General features: G+C 46.0%; 15 protein-coding genes. 7 read left to right on the forward strand and 8 right to left on the reverse strand.

What is annotated here, in order from left to right; translation table 11 throughout:
- Positions 1-10 precede the first annotated feature (10 nt).
- Complete coding sequence (locus tag GV030_RS03845) at positions 11-682, forward strand: uracil-DNA glycosylase family protein (RefSeq protein WP_159579983.1); 672 nt, start codon at positions 11-13, stop codon at positions 680-682.
- 7 nt (positions 683-689) lie between these two features.
- On the opposite strand, the gene GV030_RS03850 is transcribed toward GV030_RS03845, so the two are convergent.
- Together GV030_RS03850 and GV030_RS03855 are read right to left on the reverse strand one after the other, a co-directional pair.
- Positions 690-1,421 (reverse strand): MBL fold metallo-hydrolase, encoded by a 732-nt coding sequence (locus GV030_RS03850; protein ID WP_159579985.1) that lies wholly within the window; start codon positions 1,419-1,421, stop codon positions 690-692.
- Between the two features lie 18 nt (positions 1,422-1,439).
- The gene (locus GV030_RS03855; protein ID WP_159579987.1) at positions 1,440-2,138 is read right to left on the reverse strand and encodes a TIGR04283 family arsenosugar biosynthesis glycosyltransferase; all 699 of its coding nucleotides are present in this window, start codon (positions 2,136-2,138) and stop codon (positions 1,440-1,442) included.
- 211 nt (positions 2,139-2,349) lie between these two features.
- Between GV030_RS03855 and GV030_RS03860 the strand changes: the two genes are divergently transcribed.
- The 3 genes from GV030_RS03860 (at position 2,350) to GV030_RS03870 (ending at position 8,891) form a co-directional block, all read left to right on the forward strand.
- Positions 2,350-2,691 (forward strand): PadR family transcriptional regulator, encoded by a 342-nt coding sequence (locus GV030_RS03860; protein WP_159579989.1) that lies wholly within the window; start codon positions 2,350-2,352, stop codon positions 2,689-2,691.
- A complete protein-coding gene (locus GV030_RS03865) occupies positions 2,678-5,263 on the forward strand; it encodes an ABC transporter permease (RefSeq protein WP_159579991.1) in 2,586 nt (861 codons plus the stop codon). Before GV030_RS03860 ends, GV030_RS03865 begins: the two co-directional genes overlap by 14 nt.
- An 88-nt stretch (positions 5,264-5,351) precedes the next feature.
- Positions 5,352-8,891: a caspase family protein gene (locus GV030_RS03870; RefSeq protein WP_159579993.1), complete on the forward strand. Its 3,540-nt coding sequence runs from the start codon at positions 5,352-5,354 to the stop codon at positions 8,889-8,891.
- Here GV030_RS03870 and GV030_RS03875 read toward each other — a convergent pair whose 3' ends face one another.
- The 6 genes from GV030_RS03875 to GV030_RS03900 all read right to left on the reverse strand — a co-directional run bounded on the left by GV030_RS03875 (position 8,892) and on the right by GV030_RS03900 (position 14,300).
- Positions 8,892-9,092 (reverse strand): hypothetical protein, encoded by a 201-nt coding sequence (locus GV030_RS03875; protein WP_159579995.1) that lies wholly within the window; start codon positions 9,090-9,092, stop codon positions 8,892-8,894.
- 248 nt (positions 9,093-9,340) lie between these two features.
- A complete protein-coding gene (locus GV030_RS03880) occupies positions 9,341-9,706 on the reverse strand; it encodes a hypothetical protein (RefSeq protein WP_159579997.1) in 366 nt (121 codons plus the stop codon).
- On the reverse strand, positions 9,706-10,317 hold the full coding sequence (locus GV030_RS03885; RefSeq protein WP_159579999.1) for a tetratricopeptide repeat protein: 612 nt from the start codon (positions 10,315-10,317) through the stop codon (positions 9,706-9,708). Before GV030_RS03885 ends, GV030_RS03880 begins: the two co-directional genes overlap by 1 nt.
- Complete coding sequence (locus GV030_RS03890; RefSeq protein WP_159580001.1) at positions 10,317-11,159, reverse strand: Ku protein; 843 nt, start codon at positions 11,157-11,159, stop codon at positions 10,317-10,319. The genes GV030_RS03885 and GV030_RS03890 overlap by 1 nt, the downstream gene beginning before the upstream one ends.
- A 207-nt stretch (positions 11,160-11,366) precedes the next feature.
- A complete protein-coding gene (gene ligD / locus GV030_RS03895) occupies positions 11,367-13,673 on the reverse strand; it encodes a non-homologous end-joining DNA ligase (RefSeq protein WP_159580003.1) in 2,307 nt (768 codons plus the stop codon).
- Between the two features lie 15 nt (positions 13,674-13,688).
- Positions 13,689-14,300 carry a histidine phosphatase family protein gene (locus GV030_RS03900; protein ID WP_159580005.1) on the reverse strand — a complete coding sequence of 204 codons (612 nt, stop codon included), beginning with the start codon at positions 14,298-14,300 and terminating at the stop codon, positions 13,689-13,691.
- A 132-nt stretch (positions 14,301-14,432) separates the two neighbouring features.
- Here GV030_RS03900 and GV030_RS03905 point away from each other — a divergent pair, with 132 nt between their 5' ends.
- From GV030_RS03905 to menD, 3 genes are read left to right on the forward strand one after another with little or no spacing between them, the layout of a single operon-like run.
- Positions 14,433-14,852 carry a hotdog fold thioesterase gene (locus GV030_RS03905; RefSeq protein ID WP_159580007.1) on the forward strand — a complete coding sequence of 140 codons (420 nt, stop codon included), beginning with the start codon at positions 14,433-14,435 and terminating at the stop codon, positions 14,850-14,852.
- A gap of 5 nt (positions 14,853-14,857) precedes the next feature.
- On the forward strand, positions 14,858-16,054 hold the full coding sequence (locus GV030_RS03910; RefSeq protein WP_159580009.1) for an isochorismate synthase: 1,197 nt from the start codon (positions 14,858-14,860) through the stop codon (positions 16,052-16,054).
- Entirely contained in the window at positions 16,051-17,745 is a 1,695-nt protein-coding gene (menD, locus tag GV030_RS03915; protein WP_159580011.1) for a 2-succinyl-5-enolpyruvyl-6-hydroxy-3-cyclohexene-1-carboxylic-acid synthase, read from the forward strand. Before GV030_RS03910 ends, menD begins: the two co-directional genes overlap by 4 nt.
- Positions 17,746-17,826: the final 81 nt, after the last annotated feature.

Raw genomic sequence — 17,826 nt, forward strand, 5'->3', positions numbered from 1 at the left:
ACTTTCAAACATGACTGTAGCCGAGAACATACTAAACTTCTATCAATCTCTGACTCCCCCATCAGGATTGCTTCCGGATGTGGTGGTGTTGAATCCATACAAAGATGAGCAAGCTATGGAAGCCTGCACCTTATTTTACCAAAAATATTACTCTGATTCGCGAGAGCGAATCGCCCTTTTCGGAATCAATCCGGGGCGTTTTGGCGGAGGCCTAACCGGTGTACCTTTTACAGACCCTATCCACCTGGAGGAGACTTGTGGGATTAAAAATAACTTGGACAAGCGACCAGAACTATCCAGTAGGTTCATCTATGAGATGATCGCAGCCTTTGGCGGACCAGCCCTGTTTTATCAAAATTTCTATTTATCGGCAGTCTCCCCAATCGGATTTGTAAGAGAAGGCAAAAACCTCAATTATTATGACATCAACGGTTGGCCAGACATTTTTGAGGAATATGTGGTAGCGTGTATCCGGGAGCAATTAGAATTGCCCATCAGTCGAAAGGTGGCTTTTAGTATTGGTCAGGGTGAAAACCTGAAGTATCTCAATGCACTGAATGCCAGATACAATTTTTTTGATGAAATCCGGACAGTCCCCCATCCCCGCTGGGTGATGCAGTATCGTTTGAAAAGAAAAACAGAATTTGTACAGCAATACATTGAAAGCCTCTCCAAGGCCTGAAGAGGTCTCAGAATATTATTTCCTGACCATCAGATAATCGCTCTATTTCCAGACTATTCCGATTGATTACTTCCGCTCCCATATGCGTTAGCAACATTCGTTTGGTGTTGAAGAGTGCCCTTCTTTCAAGGATTGTTTGATAACTCAAATGCCCCGGAGAGTCTTCTTTGAGGTTATTGGACTCTATCACAAAAACATCCGACCCATCCGCCAAATCGATAAGCGAGTCGTTCCATTCTGTGTCTCCTGAAAATGAAAATACCTTATCCTCCCACCTGATTTTCACTCCATGTGGGTGGGAAGGTATCGCATGGGTAACAGGTCTTGCATAAACCTCCAGATCATTCGTATTAGTCCAGTGCTTATCCTTATACTCTACAAAAGTGATATTAAGTGCTTCCAGTATTTTGGAAGTACCCGGATACAATGCTTCCTGCAATGCAAAAACCATCTTTTCTACTCCCGACGGCCCGATAATCGTAAGCGGAGTGGTCCGCTGGTATTCTATATGATTGCTCAACACCAGAAAGGGAATTCCACCATAATGGTCACCATGAAAATGAGTGATCACAATGGTGTCAATACTGGTAACTAAAATACCCAACTGCTTGAGGCGAATGAGTGTAGAAGCACCGCAGTCCACAAGAATCCGCCGATGGTCTTGCTCCAGCATAAAAGAAGTATTGAACCTTCCTTCAGAACCGAAAGCATCCCCACAGCCAAGAATCGTCAATTTCATAGACAAGTAATTTACAAACTAGTAAGTAGCTAGCTTTAAGGATTCTTTATAAAAGTGGCGAATAACCTCCGGTTTTACACCATTTCTATACATCCGAAAAGCCTGCATGTTGGCCCACTGCACCCGGAGATAATGATTATGTTCATATTTACGAGCGGAGACGATCACCTCTTTCGGAATAATGTAAAAATGAGTGAGCTTCTTCGCACGCCGGATCAGGTCAAAATCTTCCATCACAGAGAAATACTCATCAAAACCACCCAGTTGGTCAAATAGTGATCGCTGAATGAAAAGTGTCTGGTCACCTCCCCTGCACCATAGCATGGAAAACCTGGTGAAATAGCCATTGATACGAAGTAACCATTTGGTGGAATCAAAACGATAACGGTAACTCCCGACCTGATAGTCAACCAGAGCTTGCTGTAGATCGGCGTAAAAAGTATAAGGGAGTATCACATCAGCATGCACAAAATACAAAACATCAAAACTGGCATTGGCTGCACCCAGATTCATCTGTACAGCTCTGGAGGCGATATGACTATTGAGAATGGTAACCTTCCGAAGATCAGAAATAGAGTCAATGGTTCCGTCTGTGCTTCCTCCATCCACTACAATGATCTCGAAGTGATCATTTGCCTGGTGGTTACATAGAAAGGCACATAGCCTTCTGATGTTAGCGACCTCATTAAGGGTCGGTATGATAATGCTTATGTTCAAAACTATGGCGGCAGTTATTTGAAAACGAAACTTAATGGATTCAAGGGGATAAGACAAGGGATGAGTATTAAATAGTGACCGTTTTCTGAATAGCCACTATTTGTAATCACAAATGGCCTGTCATAATGGATTCCAACTATTTGTTTCTACTATTCAGAACAAAATCATTAGTGCTTTCGTATGAGTATTCATACAAAATAGAAACAAATAAATGAAAGGTACTAATCTGGGTGAATTTGAAGAGCTTCTTTTACTCATTGTCTTGATACTGGAGGATCAGGCCTATGTATTGAAAATTCAGGAAGAAATCAGAAATCAGGTTCAGCGGGACACTTCTATGGGCGCCCTCCATGCCTCCCTCACCCGACTGGAAGAAAAAGGTTTTTTGAGTTCTGAAATGACCGGTGCCACTGCCGAACGTGGTGGCAGAAGGAAACGCATATACCAGCTTTCATCTGATGGTAAAATCGTATTGAATCAGGTACGCACCCAGCGTGAAAGTCTATGGCAGCAGGCTCCCAAATTCTCACTAGATACCTATGGAACCATATAATCAAAAAGGCCTGCCGAGACTTGCCCTACTCCTGATCTCCAGGTTATGTAAACATGACCTTCAGGAGGAAATTCTGGGTAATCTGGAAGAGTCATTTCACAACCATGGAAGCAAAACACGTCTGTGGCGTGAGTGCCTCCTGTACCTCCGTCCTTCTTGTCTGAAAAACATCCACTTATCAAGCCAACATCCCATGTTCATCTTTAACCCACTTCTGACCATCCGCAATCTGCGCAAACAAGGAATGAATACTGTCATTAATATTGCGGGATTCACCATTGGCCTTCTGTGCGTGTTTTTCCTGTATTTCTATGTCTCCAGTGAGTTGAAATACGACACTTTTCATAAGGACTACCATGAAATATACCGCGTGCTCAGAACCGCTGAGATGAACGGAAGTCCATTTAAAATTGGCGTCACCTCCGGACCCTATGCGAGAGCGTTGGAAACTGACTTTGAAGGGAAAATTCATACCTGCCGTGCCAGCCTGGAAACCAGTCTGGTCAAATACAAAGACAAACAATTCTTTGAAGAACATATCCTCTTCGCAGATGCTGATTTCTTTACTTTTTTCTCCTACCCACTGGCTACTGGGAATCCTGAGAGCGTTTTGAGTCAGGCGAATAATGTGGTCTTTTCTAAAGCACTCGCCCGAAAGTACTTTGGTGATGAAGACCCCATCGGGCAAATCATAGAGACAGAAGGTGAACAGTTCATTGTGACAGGTGTCATGGACAAAATACCATCAAAGTCACATCTGGAATTTGACATTATACTGCCGTTTGCCTTTTTGGATAAGTATGAATGGATGAGCAACTGGTGGAACAATGGATTGATTACCTATGCCAAGTTCACCTCCCCGAAAGACAGGCAGTATGTGGAGGGCCAATTACAGTGGTTTATGGAAAAATATATGGGGGATGATTTTGATCAGACCAAATCCAGAATAGGTTTGGTACTTGAGCCTCTGTCAGAGACCTATTTTGCCAGCGATGTTAGATATGATCTGGCTCGTCATGGTGACCTCACAAGCGTCTATATTCTCGCCATGGTAGCCGTTGCCATCCTATTCATAGCCTGCTTCAACTATGTGAATATGTCCGTGGCCCTCTCCTTCAAGCGGGCACGGGAAGTAGGAATCAGAAAGATCATGGGTGGCAAAAAGGGTCGTTTAATTGTCCAGTTTCTTGGTGAGTCCCTGATGGTGATATTAGTGGCTGTATTTCTCGCCGGGGGGTTGAGTCAATTATTCCTCCCCTTGTTCAATAGCTTATTCGGGTTAGAGGTTACCTACAACTGGTCAGACCCCAATATCATGCTTTTCATAGGTGCGCTGGTAGCTTTGGTGGTCTTGTCTTCAGGGGTTTACCCAGCCATTCTACTGTCATCATTTAAGCCCTTGCGGGTAATGAAAGGCGAAATGATCAAAGGCACCAAAGGGGTTTTCATTCGAAAAGGCCTTGTGGTCACTCAGTTTGTCATTGCCATTTTCCTGATAGCCGTCACCTTCCTTGTGACCATTCAATTCCAGTACATGAAAAATAAGGAGCTTGGCTTTGACCAAGAATCCATCATCACCATAGACATCAATAATGGTGACATCAGAAAGCAAATAGACACCTTCAAAGAGCGACTGCTAGCGAACCCGGCCATCGAGTCGGTTACAGCAGTATCAGGTGAGCCGGGAGGATTTCACGACGGAGCCAGTCTCCAGTTTAGTGGTATCGAGGAGCAATTGAAGATCAGGACGTTATTTGCAGATTATGACTTTCTGGAAACGCTCAATGTACAACTTGTAGAAGGTCGCGATTTTGATCGTTCATTTGGTTCGGATATGAACGGAAGTGTGCTGATCAATGAAAAGGCGCTGGAAGAGTTGGGAATATCCGCAGAAGAAGTGCTGGGCCAAACGGTGAAGATGCCGCTATGGGATGACTATAATCGAAAAGTAGTGGGCATAGTGGAGGATTATCATTTTCAATCCTTGAAAAGCCCAATAGAACCACTTTGCATTGTCCTGGGTGGCAGACCGAGAAAAGTAGTGGTAAGAGTACAGGCAGGTAGTTTGAACCAGGGACTCGAACATATGAACAACACCTGGGAAGAACTCATTGACGGGTTTCCCATGAACTATTCGTTTTTGGATGAATCTCTCTCCCGACTCTATGAAAATGAACAAAAGCAGCACCATGTGTTTACCACCTTCTCCGTCATTTCACTTTTCCTGGCCACTTTGGGGATATTTGGGTTGGTGACCTACTCCGCACAGCGTCGCCAGAAAGAATTTGGTATTCGAAAAGTGCTTGGTGCTTCTGTTGGCGAGATCCTCTCTTTGATCTCGAAAGAATTTACCATCCTGATTCTCCTGGCCTTCATGGTATCTATCCCTCTTGCATGGCTCTTTGTCACCAACTGGCTGGAGGCCTTCAGCTATCGCATTGCATTGGAGGATTATTGGTATGTATTTGCAGCAAGTGGTATCGTATCCTTGGTCGTGGCACTTCTGACTATTGGGTTTCGATCGCTCGGTGTGGCCCTATCCAACCCATCCGAAAGTATCAGGTGTGAGTAGCGCTCACGGGTTGGCAAATTGGTTTGGTTTTTGGTAAGAGATTTCAAGTCATATTTTACCTAAATTTAGCCCGCTAATTTATTGCCTCATGAGATCACTTGCTACCCTATTCTTCTTCATCACAGCTTTATCACAAGTTGCTGCACAGGACACTGAATTAATCATTCCCCTGGGACATACCCGGCGTGTAGTGGATATGGCTGTCTCACCTGGACAGCAGTGGGTGGCTTCCATTGATGGATCCACTGAGGTAAAACTTTGGGACCATGTGTCGGGAAGAGAGCTATACCACCTGCATCATCAGCAATCTGTTAATGCCATCTCCTACCATCCCCGGAAGCAGTGGTTGGCCAGCGGAGATGATGGTGGTCAGCTCATCCTCTGGAGTGACCATGGCCTGAAAAAATGGACCATCCAGGCACATGACGAAAAAATTAAACAAGTACGATTTACCTCTGGAGGAGACACTTTGGTGACTGCTTCAGCCGGGCAGATCGGAATATGGAATGCTGCATCTGGCAGTCAAATTGCTCAATGGTCGTCACCAGTTGAATCCATCGAATCCATTTCAGTCATGAGAAATTACCTGATCATAGGCGGTGGTCAGGGGGAGCTGGCTATTATCCACGTCACCACCGGAGAGGTGATCAATCAACAGAAAGTTTCCGAAGCGCGCATTGGTAGTATCAGTTCAGGTCAAACAGGTGCTTTTCTGGGCACTGATGCGGGAGAACTCATCAAGCTTGATTGGAAGACATTTGGGATCACCAAGTCGGCGCCATTCAGTCTGAGAAATTATCGGGTGGTTTCGGATCCGATTCAGAACCTGGTATATGCCTGTGGCCGGGATGCCAATGAAAATGTGAAAGTATTTGACGCTAAAACCCTCCAGGCCCTTCCGCTCTCTTTCGAGATCGAAACAGATAAAAATTCCGAAGCATTTAAGTTTGGGTTAAGGGCAATGACCGTAGCTGCAGATACCCTATTGTTGATAGCAGATTATCAGCAGGTTATACGCACCTACGATCTGAAAAACAAGCTGTGGACAAGCCCCATATTCAAAGGGACAGCCGCCGCAGTTTATGACCTTGCCGTGAATCGGGCAGAAAATCAGCTGGCCATTGCCTCAGGTCATGGCTCCATCAAAGTAATAGACCTTACTGGTACTCAATCGGATATGATCCTCACAGGAAGTGAATTGGGAACCCGGGCCATTGACTTTCACCCGGTGAATCCGGTCATAGCAGCCTATGGAATGGATGAACAAATCAGGGTTGTGAACCTGATCTCAAGGGAAGAAATTTTCACTTTGAAAGCCAAAGGCGAATACAGCACCACCCCCATCACATTTGATCCCACAGGCAAATACATCCTCAGAAAGAGTAGCAGCAGCGACTTTGATTTTTATCAATTCAAAAGCAAAACACCCAAGAACCTTAAGGTAAAGGATGGTCAGCAGTATGAGTTTTCGCCCGATGGCAGAAGGCTCGTTTTTCAAACGCCCTCTGGCCTTAGTATTTATGATCCCATCACCCTAAAAGCAATCAAGGAAATCCCAATCAAGGAGATTCAGGACATTTCCATTTCTGCGCAAGGGCTTACCGCTACGCTCCTTCGAGACGATCAGACGATCCACATTTTTGATAAGGATTATCAAAAAACCTCAACACTTACGATCCCTACAGAGGGACACAGCGATAAAATCTACTGGTCACCTGATGGTCAATATCTCATTGGAATCAGAAACTCCACCAAACGTGGTGAAAGTGGTCCCGACTTCAGCATCAAAATCATCGATGTTCGGGACGGTCAGGTCACTTCTACTCTAAAGGGACATGCCGGGTTTACCAACTCCATTGCATTTATCAATGGACACCTGCTTAGCTCAGCTGTGGATGGAAAAATCAACATCTGGGACCTGAATAATGCACAGAACCCACTGAAAGGGTCGGTAGTTCCTTTAGACGATGACCAATATGTGATCACCACCCCGAAAGGTCTGTTTGACGCTACACCTCGTGCGATGGATCAACTGCATTATGTGAAGGGTGGCAAGATCGTGGCATTATCCCAGATGAAATCTGCTTACTATGAGCCACACCTCCTTTCTAAGCTACTGGGGCTGAATGCTGAGCCGATACGCACTTCAGCAGATCTGTCGGGAGTTTCGCTTTACCCGGAGCTATCATTGGATCACCCACTCAAAAACAACGGCAAGTTAGGAATCAATCTCAGCAACAGTGGTGGAGGCATCGGACGGGTGATCATCATGATCAATGGAAAAGAAGTAAGCAGCGATGTGCGGGCGGCATCAGTGACCAATGAAGCATCAATAGAGATTGACTATGACATCACTAACCACCCTTTTCTATATAATGACAGGGTCAATAAAGTATCCATTAAGGCCTACAACTCAGATGGAACACTTAGTTCGGAAGAAAAGAGCTTGTACATTTTCGGAGAAGAGAAAAACACCGTAACGCCACGTATGTTCGCCATTATCGCGGGTAGCTCTGATTATGCGGGAGAAGCGCTGGATCTGAAATATGCCGCCAAAGATGCCACAGACCTGGCCAATGCTATAGGCCTAAGTGCGCAGGAATACCTGGGTGCAGAAAACACGCATATCACACTCCTGACGACCGATCAGGAAAAGGCTTTTTGGCCGACCAAAGAAAACATCAAGTCTGCTTTTGAAAGCTACTCCAAACAAGCCAAAGCCAATGACGTATTGCTAGTGTATCTCTCGGGACACGGAGTAAACCAGGGTGGTGAAAATAGTGACTTTTATTACCTCACCTGTACTGCAGAAAGTGGTGACATGAACAATAGCCTGACCAGGGAGAACTCGGCTATTGCGAGCAGCGAGTTTACAGAATATATCAAATCTGTGCCGGCTCTGAAGCAAATCCTCATTATCGATGCGTGCCACTCCGGACGGCTGGCATCCTCTCTGGCCACTTCCAGAAGTGCTATGAGTTCCACGCAAATACGTGCCCTGGAGCGAATGAAAGACCGCACAGGACTATTTGTATTGGCGGGCTCTGCTGCAGATGCTGTGAGTTACGAAACTACGCTGTTTGGTCAGGGGCTGCTCACCTACTCACTGCTCTTCGGTATGAAAGGAGCTGCGCTTCATGAAGACGGATTCGTGGATGTAATGGACCTCTTTCAGTTTGCAGCCAACAAAGTGCCCGAACTGGCAGAGGAAATCGGAGGAATCCAAAGACCTGAAATCAGAATGCCCGAAGACGGGAAAAGCTTTGATATCGGTAAACTCTCTGAATCATCACGCGAGAAGATTGCAATCAAAGCACCAAAACCAGTGTACGTTCATAGTCGCTTTCAGGACGAAAGTTCCATCTATGATCGGCTGGGAGTCAGCGATCTGATGGACAGCAAACTAGTGGAGCTGAGTAAAGCTAAAGACGCGCCTATTGTCTTCGTAGATGATAAGAGTTTTAGTGGAGCAACCATCATCAGCGGTAGATACACCGAATCCGGCGACCTCATTCGCGCACGGGTCAGCCTAATCAAAAAAGGAACCGAGCCTGAGGAAGTGAATCTGGAAGCCGTGAATATTGATCAGCTGACAGAGCAGATTGTAGAATTGCTTAAAGTGGATTGACTACTGACAGATGACACAATTCCCTGACTCATTGCTCTCACAGTCACTCAAAGTGGCGTAGCAGCCACCATCCAGGGTTCCATAAGGAGCGTCATCTGAGCAATGGGTGCAACTTTGCAGATCATCATCTCCACAGGAAATGGTCAGCGCTGCAAGGGTAAATGTGCCCAAAAGGGCGAAAAGTCTTAATTTCTTAGTCATATCGTGGATTCTTCGGTGTTTAAAAATATGCGAATTGTATGATCAATTACAAATGACACAGTCACCCTTTTCGGCTGCCTCACACTTTTCGATCGTTTCGTAGCACTCTTCTGAACCAAAAACCGACCAAACAGCATCGTCCGGGCACCCGGCACACGTACCTGTCACATCATCATCACCGCAGTGGGAAAATACAATAAGGCTCAAAACAGCCAGAATGACTAGCAAACTCTTGGTGTAATTCTGCATCACATGGCCTTTCTATCGCTCCCAGATTCTTTTTTCTTCCCTTTGGCCTTTTCCATGGGTTTCTTAGCCTTCATGATGAGCTGACCAGTGGCTTTCTCCAAAAGCCCCTCATTTCCGTTGTAGTTATAGCCCATGCTTTTCACTTCTTTGATCACCTGGGCGTATTCCTCCACAGTGGCCGGATTGAATGGACTTCCTCCTTGTAAGTAGATGGCTTCCACTATCCCAAGGCTTCTTTTGAGTAGCTGAAATAGCTGGGTATTTTCATCACCTCCTGCGCTCATCATCTTTTGGCTGTAAACTTCAGGAATCAGTTCTTTGAGTCGTTCGAAATGCTCAGCGAGTATTTGGTTTTTATCATTCATCAGGCAAAGGATTTTAAGGTTTTTATCAGTTCAGAAGCAATTTTATGGTCATTGTCTGGTGACCTGTTAATGTATTGATCGATGGCGTCAATGGCCTCTTTGTATTTTTTTAGCGAAATCAGTACCAGACCAAGGTTGTAGTAACTGTTCGGAAAATCCGGGTCTATATTGATGGACACCTCATAATGGGTTTTGGCCAACGGAAAATTGCCCATATCGGAATATACGTTGGCGAGGTTATAGTGGGCTTCAAAATGCCTCGGGTTGAGCTCCAGGCACTTGGTGAGATAGTCAATGCTCTTGGCGAGCTCGTTCTGCTGAGATTTGAGGATACCCAAATTGCAGTAAGCATCCACCACCGACTGATCATGCTGAATAGCCAGTAAATAGTATTTCTCTGCCTCTGGATCATTTTGTTCATCCAGCATCAGGGCTTCTTCGAAAAAGCTATCGGACTGCGGTAAACTCACCAGTCGCCCCTCTTTAACTGGGCCATCAAACAGGTTCATTTGGCCATAGTCTTCTGGGTCGGGTCGCCTTCTTTTTCTCTTTACTTTCTTGGGCCCTAGCTTTTCTGGTGGGGTTACTGGAAATTTGATCACTCTGGCCATTAGCTAGCCTTTCTTTTCTTTTTGGTTTCCTCCACTTCTTTCTTGGCTTTTTTCATAGGCTTCTTGTCTGCCTTGGCCTGTTCAATACTTTGCTTCAGAGCGGTCATGATATCCACTACTTCAGGCTCCTCTTCGGTGATACTGATCACCTCTTTGCCTTCTATCTTATTCATGATCACCTCTTTAAGCGCACCATTGTATCGATCCTCTAATTTAATATCTTCGAAACTTTTTGTCATAGAGTCGATCAGGGTATTTGCCATTTTGAGCTGCTCCGCGTCGATGGCTTCTTCCAGCGTATCCAGCTTTGGTACCTGCTTAATGCTTCTTACTTCCTCAGGATACCTCAATTTATACAGTAAAATGCCTCCCTCATGTGGTGTGAGCAAAACGACGTTTTCCCGATCACGCAGTACTACTTTACCTACCCCTACTTTTCCTGAAGCCCTGAGCGCTTCGGATAGCAAGCCATAAGTTTTGGCGGCGACATCTCCATCCGGGCCGGCAAAATAAGGTGAGTCAAACAGGGTGGCATGCACTTCACTGGCGTCTACAAACCCCTCAATCTCAATTACCTTGGTGCTCTTGAGTTTTACTTTTTCAAAATCATCATTGTCCACAATCACAAACTGACCCGGCTCATACTGATAGCCCTTTACAATATCTTCAGTACGCAAGGTCTCCCCGGTTACCTTATCCTTCTTCTCATACTTTACCGGATTGTGGGTTTCCTTAGACAGCAGATTAAAAGATATGGTCTGCTTGTTATCTATGGCATTGTAAATCCTGATGGGGATGGTGACCAGGGAAAATCGAATGTGACCCTTCCAAATTGCTCTCATGACTCTGTCGCGTTAACTTTCAGCAGAAAGTTAATAAAGATTCAATAATTAAACCAACTCAATAGGCTTATATTATTAATTATCAGCCCTTTATAATTCGTAATTAATCTACTCTCATCACCCGCCCCACTGCTTAGAGCGCAGATTGAATTTTAAAGCAACACCCACCTGAATTTCAACTGAATAGCCATTACCTGTTGTAATCTTCTAAAGGTCTTCTCTGAGTCGCTTGAACACAGCATCCCGATAGTGCCTGTCTTTGGTGAGGGAAGTGTACTCGATTTCACATGGAACTGGTCTAAACCAAACTGATTCTTCTGATACTTTTTCGGAGATGGGTTTTTCGATTACTTCCAGTGAATCAAAATAGTCTTTGAGCTCCGCAAGCAGCTTGTCAGTAAAACCCGTGCCCACCCGACCCCTGTAAGCCAGCTGATCGCCCTCCAGCTCTACCAGGTGCAACGAACCAAAATACCGCTCCCGGTCCCCTTCTCCTTTGGTATACCCGATCACAAAGGCATCAACCGTGTTTTTCACCTTTACTTTATACCAGGCGGTGGATCTTTTGCCTGGGTAGTACTTTCCCAGTGGATCCTTAGCCATGATACCTTCTATACCCATCGTCTTGGCGGCTTCAAAGAGCGCCTGTCCATCTTCTATATCTTCACTGAACCGATAAGGGGTGTTTTTCCGGAAGGAGTCCTTCAGCCATTCCCTGCGGCGTATCCATGGATCATTGACTAATGACCGTCCATCCAGATAAGGAACATCAAACAGGTAACAATACGCGGGACTCTTCCTGACCTGATAGTCAATCTCCATCTGCTTTTTGGTCATCAGGCGCTTAATTACCTTTCGGAAATCAGCCCTGCCCTGCGGATCCAGGCATACGATCTCGCCATCAAAAACACCATTGTTAACACGAAAGGCTTCTTCGGGAATATTTAACTCGGGAAACTGAGCGGTGATATCATTCATATTTCGACTCCTGATGATCATTTTCCCCTCATTCAACGTAATCATGACCCTGATCCCATCCCACTTCACCTCATAGCGATAATTCCCTTTCGGCGGCTTCTTTAAGGCCTCTGCCACCATGGGCTGAACCTCCATCTCTAGAAAATTCTGCTGGGGTTTATCTACCCGCTCCAGCAGCCATTCTTTATTTTTCATCAGGTGCATCCTATATTCTGCATTGATCTGTGGACCTGATAGTCTAAAGTAAAAGCCGTTTTTCTTCTCCTTGGTGATCTCATACCGGCCTGCTGCATAAATCCACATCATACCTCCTCCATATTGCCCTTTGGGGATTTCCGCTTCGAATGACAAGTATTCCAGCGGGTGATCTTCCGTTTGCACCGCCAGCCGCTTCACACCAGGCACCGGGGGCATTCCTCTGGGCACCGCCCAGGATTTGAGCACACCGTCCTGCTCCAGACGCAGGTCATAATGGAGGTGAGAAGCATGGTGTCTCTGAATCACAAATCGATTGCCCCTACCATCATCCTCAGGCACGTAAGGTTCAGGTGTCTTTCCGAAATCACGCTTCTGCTCATATTCGGCCAGCTGCTCGGGACTCTTGTGTTTGGGGTTCTGTGGTAAATTTTTATAAACAGACCTTCTTTGAGTATCTGTATGCAATGGCACTGCCCAACTGCGAATATCTTCCCACGGATCACCATCATTCAGCACCATGTCCTTCACGAGTGCAATGGTGAGCTCCTGAGCGCCTTGTATGTCCTGAAGCTGCTCCCAGGTGATGGGCGCAGATACAGGAGCTCCTGCCCTGCCTCTAAGGCTGTACGGGCTCACTATGGTTTGCGAAGATTTGTTTCGAAAGATGTCAATGAGTACCCGGCCTTTTCTTGCCTCTTTGTTCAGGTGCAGCGTAGTGTTCTTGTGCTTTCGGATGAAAGCTTCTGCAATCTTCTTGGCCGTATCAAAGCATTCATCAAAACTATAATTGACTTCAAGTGGCGTGATCAGATGTAGCCCTTTGCCACCCGTGGTTTTTACGAATACGTGATAATCCAACTGCTCCAGCTCTTCTTTAAGACTGAATGCCAATGACTTAACCTCTTCAAAATCATCCTTTCCTTCGGGGGGGTCGAGATCGTAAACAATGTAGTCGGGTTTATCTGCATACTCACTGAAGCTATGGATCTGGTGAATCTCCAGGCAGGCCAGATTGGCGAGCCAAACAAGAGTAGCCTCTTCTCTAGCCACGATGTATTCTTTCTTTCGCTCCTTTCCCAGCCTGATGTAATCGATCCAGTCCGGTGTCCAGTCGGGTCGGTTTTTTTGAAAAAATTGTTCGCCATAGATGCCATCAGGATAGCGCACCAGCGAGAGCGGTCGGCCTTTGATGTGCCGGAGAATGGTGGGTGCCAACGTGAGGTAATACTCGATCACCTGGGCCTTCAGTATTTCACCTTCCGGATAGAGTACTTTATCCAGGTTTGAGAGCTCAAGCTTGTATTTACCTACTTCTACATGAATTCTTTTCTTAGCCATGCACCAGCACCTTCGTTACGGCTCAAGATGCGAAGTTTCGTTGAATAACTCAATAGAAAATTGACTTCCCGTCCAGTTAACGAGGTAAAGTCCGGTATTGGTGTGTTCAAAATGATCCATATGGCTCAATGGGTAATTGAGCATCCAGCACATCATGATCCTGATGGCCCGCCCATGTATGCAAATCAATACCGGGTTTTCGTTCGGTTGGCTCAGGATGTAATCCATGGCCCTTTTTTGACGTTCAGCCACCTCCAGTGGGTTCTCACCATTTTGAATTTTGGCAGTAAGATTTCCCTGAGTCCATGACTCACAAATCCGTTGGTACTCAGTGGATGACTCGGGGGTAAAAGCCACACCCTCCTGGGAGCCCCAGCTGATCTCACGCATATCTGCCAATGCCTCATACGGAATCCCCTGATCGATGAACTTTTGCACCGTCTGCTGTGTGCGACCTAGATTGGAGGTATAAATCTTCTGAAAAGGGATGTGATGATAAGCCTGATAAAAAGCTTCCGCCTGTAGTTCTCCGGTTTCATTGAGGGGAGCATCTATCCCACTACCCTGCACCATGCCCAATTTATTGTATTCTGTTTCGCCGTGGCGAATGATATAAAGCTTTTTCAAAAGATCTCAGTTTTTACCAAAGCCGCAAACTTAATTCATTCAAACACTTTCCTTCAATAATGACCATTCATTATCCAAAACCATCATGGTGTAATAGCGACCTTTGCTTACTTTTAGGGCAAAATAGAAAGCATGTTTCCCAAAGGAATTACCCCAGAGGGGTTGAATGAATTTTCCATCAATACCCTCGTCTCTCATATTGACATTGAGTTCACCGAAGTGGGTGAAGACTATCTTATCGCTAAAATGCCGGTTTCTGAGAAAACCAAACAACCCATGGGACTGTTACACGGTGGTGCCTCGGTAGCATTGGCCGAGACATTGGGTAGTGTGGCAGCCAGCTTGATTGTGACTCCCAAGGGGCAGTTTGCGGTGGGGCTGGAAATCAATGCCAATCATATCAAATCTGCTCGTGAAGGTTACGTATATGGCAAAGCAACACCTTTGCATGTAGGCCGTAGTACCCACCTTTGGGAAATCCGAATCACCAACGAAGCTGGAGATTTGGTGGCCATTAGTAAAATCACCATGGCCATTTTAGATAAGAAATAAACCTTATGAGTACGCAAATTACAGCCAGTACAATTGAGCAAATCTCCACGAGACATCAAGCCTTGGAGCTTGTAAGAAAAATGCTGAACACCACCTACCCAGTAGCTTTGTGGAGACTTCCCAACACCACCGACATTCTAGCCCTGATAGACATCACCAGTGAAGAACGTCACGCAGAGGCAGAAATAGAACGTCTTGAACAGTGCTTTGTGATCAATAGCTATGACCAAAGCCATCCAATAAATCCGTTGGTCCTCAAAGGCGATATTATAATTAACATTCAGGGGCCCGAATCAAAAGTAACCCTGAGCACCACTCTAAAGGCATCTGATCTGGAGGCATTCACCTTGGCCATAGATCAGGTGGAACTGTCGGCACTAGGCAGAAACCCTCAGGAAAGTGAATTCCATCCTGATTTTGAAGGAATGGTCACTGAGGCCATCGATCACATCAAATCAGGCGAATTACACAAAGTCGTTCTCTCCCGCTATCAGGATTTTGATCTCCCGGAAGGCTTCGATCCCATCGCGATTTTTGAAAAGCTGGATCAAACCTACGCCAACGCGTTCTGTTACCTGGTACAGACCTCCACATTTGGTGCATGGATGGGTGCTACTCCAGAAAAGCTCATTGCTATTGAGGACGAACACTACTTCAGTACTGATGCCCTTGCAGGCACACAGGTGCTGGGTGAGGTGGAAGACCTCAGCGATGTACCCTGGACTCAAAAAGAGATCATAGAACAAGCCATGGTCAGTCGCTATATCATCGAATGCTTCAAAAAAATAAGACTGAGGGAGTTTGAAGAGGTGGGTCCAAAAACCGTAAAAGCCGGCGACCTGGTGCATTTAAAAACCTCCTTTAAGGTGGATATGAAGGAAACCAACAGTCCACTGCTGGGCAGTACGATGTTGGAACTACTACACCCTACATCAGCGGTATGTGGTTCTCCGAGAGGGCTGGCCAATGATTTTATCCGCACCCATGAAGGCTACGAACGTGAACTTTTTGCGGGATTTCTGGGCCCTGTAGGCTTAGACGGAAACTCCAGACTGTTTGTCAACCTGCGATGCATGCAGCTTTTCAAAGAAAAGGCGAGACTCTATGCCGGGGCAGGCATCACAGAAAACTCCCGCCCGGAAAAGGAGCTGCAGGAAACCAACAATAAAATGCAAACCCTCTTAAAGGTGATTTATTCATGATTAGTCAAACGGTTTTCGATACTTCCAGAATACTGAGTTTGAAAGGTGTCACCCATGTGGTACTCTCCCCGGGCTCCAGAAATGCACCGCTCACCATCAGTTTTTCCAGAAACCCGGACATAAAAATCTATAACATCGTCGATGAGCGATCCGCTGGGTTTATTGCTCTTGGGATGGCCCAAAAGCTCCGGCAACCCGTGGTGCTTTGCTGCACATCTGGTACCTCTCTGCTCAATTATGCACCTGCTATCGCTGAAGCCTGGTATCAGCAAATCCCCCTTATCGTGATCTCTGCAGACAGACCACCTGAATGGCAAGGACAACGAGATGGCCAGACTATCCATCAGGTAGGTGCACTTGGGAATTTTGTGAAAGAGACGTTTGAACTACCTGCTCAGACTGAGCATGAGGATTTGGCCTGGGAATATTCGCGAAAGCTCAATGAGGCGGTGAACCTTTCCACACAGCTTCCGCAAGGGCCGGTTCACATCAATATCCCATTCAGGGAGCCTTTTTACCCTCAACCGAACGATCAATTGACGTTCTCAGATCACCCTTGGGTTATTTCTCCTCATTATTCTGAATTGTCACCTGACTTTTCATCCTTGGCCGAAGCATGGCAACACTTTGACAAAAGGCTGATCGTACCCGGGCAACAACCCCTGACCCCTGAGCTCAACGAGGCGTTGGGAAGGCTCACGGGTGAGGCGGTGGTAGTTGGTGATGTGATCTCCAACATATCAGGACAGGCCGCCATCCGACACCACGACCTCTTTCTGGCTTCCGTAGAAGGTAAGCTCGCAGAGAGTCTGCAGCCGGATCTACTCGTGACATTTGGCCGATCAGTGATCTCCAAGAACCTTAAGATTTTCCTACGTAAGAATCCACCCAAAGAACATTGGCACATCGATGAAGCCATGGTATCAGCTGATCCTTTTCAGAGCATGAGCAAGCTCATTCAGGCCAAGCCCGAGCGTTTTCTGGCAGCTATGGCTGACTCGAAAGGAGACCTTAGTGATTTCAGTTTTCAGATCAGAAAGAATTTTGCCCAAAACTGGGCCGTGGAGGATAGTAAGGGAGAAAGACGACTAACCGAAAGCTTTGAAAACATGAAGTTTTCTGAGTTTTTGGCTTTTGCGAAAGTGATCAAGCTCCTGCCCGACTCCACAGACCTGCACGTGGCGAATAGCATGCCTGTCCGCTATGTCAACTTCATACAAGGATTACCGAAAGGCACCGAGGTTTTTGCCAACCGAGGCACCAGCGGGATAGATGGCACAAACGGCACTGCCGTGGGAGGATCATTGGTATCCGATCGACTGACGGTTTTGCTCACCGGTGACCTTAGCTTCTTTTATGACAGAAACGCATTCTTTCACCACTACGACTTGAGTCAACTAGTTATCATCGTATTTAACAATGGTGGTGGTGGCATTTTCCGGTTAATTCCCGGGCCATCAGCCCTACCAGAGCTGCAACAGCACTTTGAAACCAGACACACCCACTCTGCAAGATTCACGGCCATGGAGTACGGTTTTGATTACTACCAGGCCAAAGATGCTGCAGGTGTGGAAAAAGCCATGAAGTCCATTGTGAAAAAAGGAAAAACCCCAAGACTACTGGAAATATTCACTGACCCAGAAACCAACAATGAGGTCTTTGCTCAGGTAAAAAAGGCATTCATTTCCTGACAATACTCAACCCGCACCAAATTAAAAAAGCCGGAAGAGTTCCGGCTTTTTCTTTGTTTAATTAGCGTACAATAATCGTCT

Origin of the sequence: Marinoscillum sp. 108 (genome assembly GCF_902506655.1) — a bacterium.
GTDB lineage: Bacteria > Bacteroidota > Bacteroidia > Cytophagales > Cyclobacteriaceae > Marinoscillum > Marinoscillum luteum.

What these genes read in the sequence shown, in the direction of transcription:
- GV030_RS03845 (WP_159579983.1), top strand. Translation starts at nt 11, where the DNA reads ATGACTGTAGCCGAGAACATACTAAACTTCTATCAATCTCTGACTCCC.
- GV030_RS03850 (WP_159579985.1), bottom strand. Translation starts at nt 1,421, where the DNA reads ATGAAATTGACGATTCTTGGCTGTGGGGATGCTTTCGGTTCTGAAGGA.
- GV030_RS03860 (WP_159579989.1), top strand. Translation starts at nt 2,350, where the DNA reads ATGAAAGGTACTAATCTGGGTGAATTTGAAGAGCTTCTTTTACTCATT.
- GV030_RS03865 (WP_159579991.1), top strand. Translation starts at nt 2,678, where the DNA reads ATGGAACCATATAATCAAAAAGGCCTGCCGAGACTTGCCCTACTCCTG.
- GV030_RS03870 (WP_159579993.1), top strand. Translation starts at nt 5,352, where the DNA reads ATGAGATCACTTGCTACCCTATTCTTCTTCATCACAGCTTTATCACAA.
- GV030_RS03875 (WP_159579995.1), bottom strand. Translation starts at nt 9,092, where the DNA reads ATGACTAAGAAATTAAGACTTTTCGCCCTTTTGGGCACATTTACCCTT.
- GV030_RS03880 (WP_159579997.1), bottom strand. Translation starts at nt 9,706, where the DNA reads ATGAATGATAAAAACCAAATACTCGCTGAGCATTTCGAACGACTCAAA.
- GV030_RS03885 (WP_159579999.1), bottom strand. Translation starts at nt 10,317, where the DNA reads ATGGCCAGAGTGATCAAATTTCCAGTAACCCCACCAGAAAAGCTAGGG.
- GV030_RS03890 (WP_159580001.1), bottom strand. Translation starts at nt 11,159, where the DNA reads ATGAGAGCAATTTGGAAGGGTCACATTCGATTTTCCCTGGTCACCATC.
- ligD (WP_159580003.1), bottom strand. Translation starts at nt 13,673, where the DNA reads ATGGCTAAGAAAAGAATTCATGTAGAAGTAGGTAAATACAAGCTTGAG.
- GV030_RS03905 (WP_159580007.1), top strand. Translation starts at nt 14,433, where the DNA reads ATGTTTCCCAAAGGAATTACCCCAGAGGGGTTGAATGAATTTTCCATC.
- GV030_RS03910 (WP_159580009.1), top strand. Translation starts at nt 14,858, where the DNA reads ATGAGTACGCAAATTACAGCCAGTACAATTGAGCAAATCTCCACGAGA.
- menD (WP_159580011.1), top strand. Translation starts at nt 16,051, where the DNA reads ATGATTAGTCAAACGGTTTTCGATACTTCCAGAATACTGAGTTTGAAA.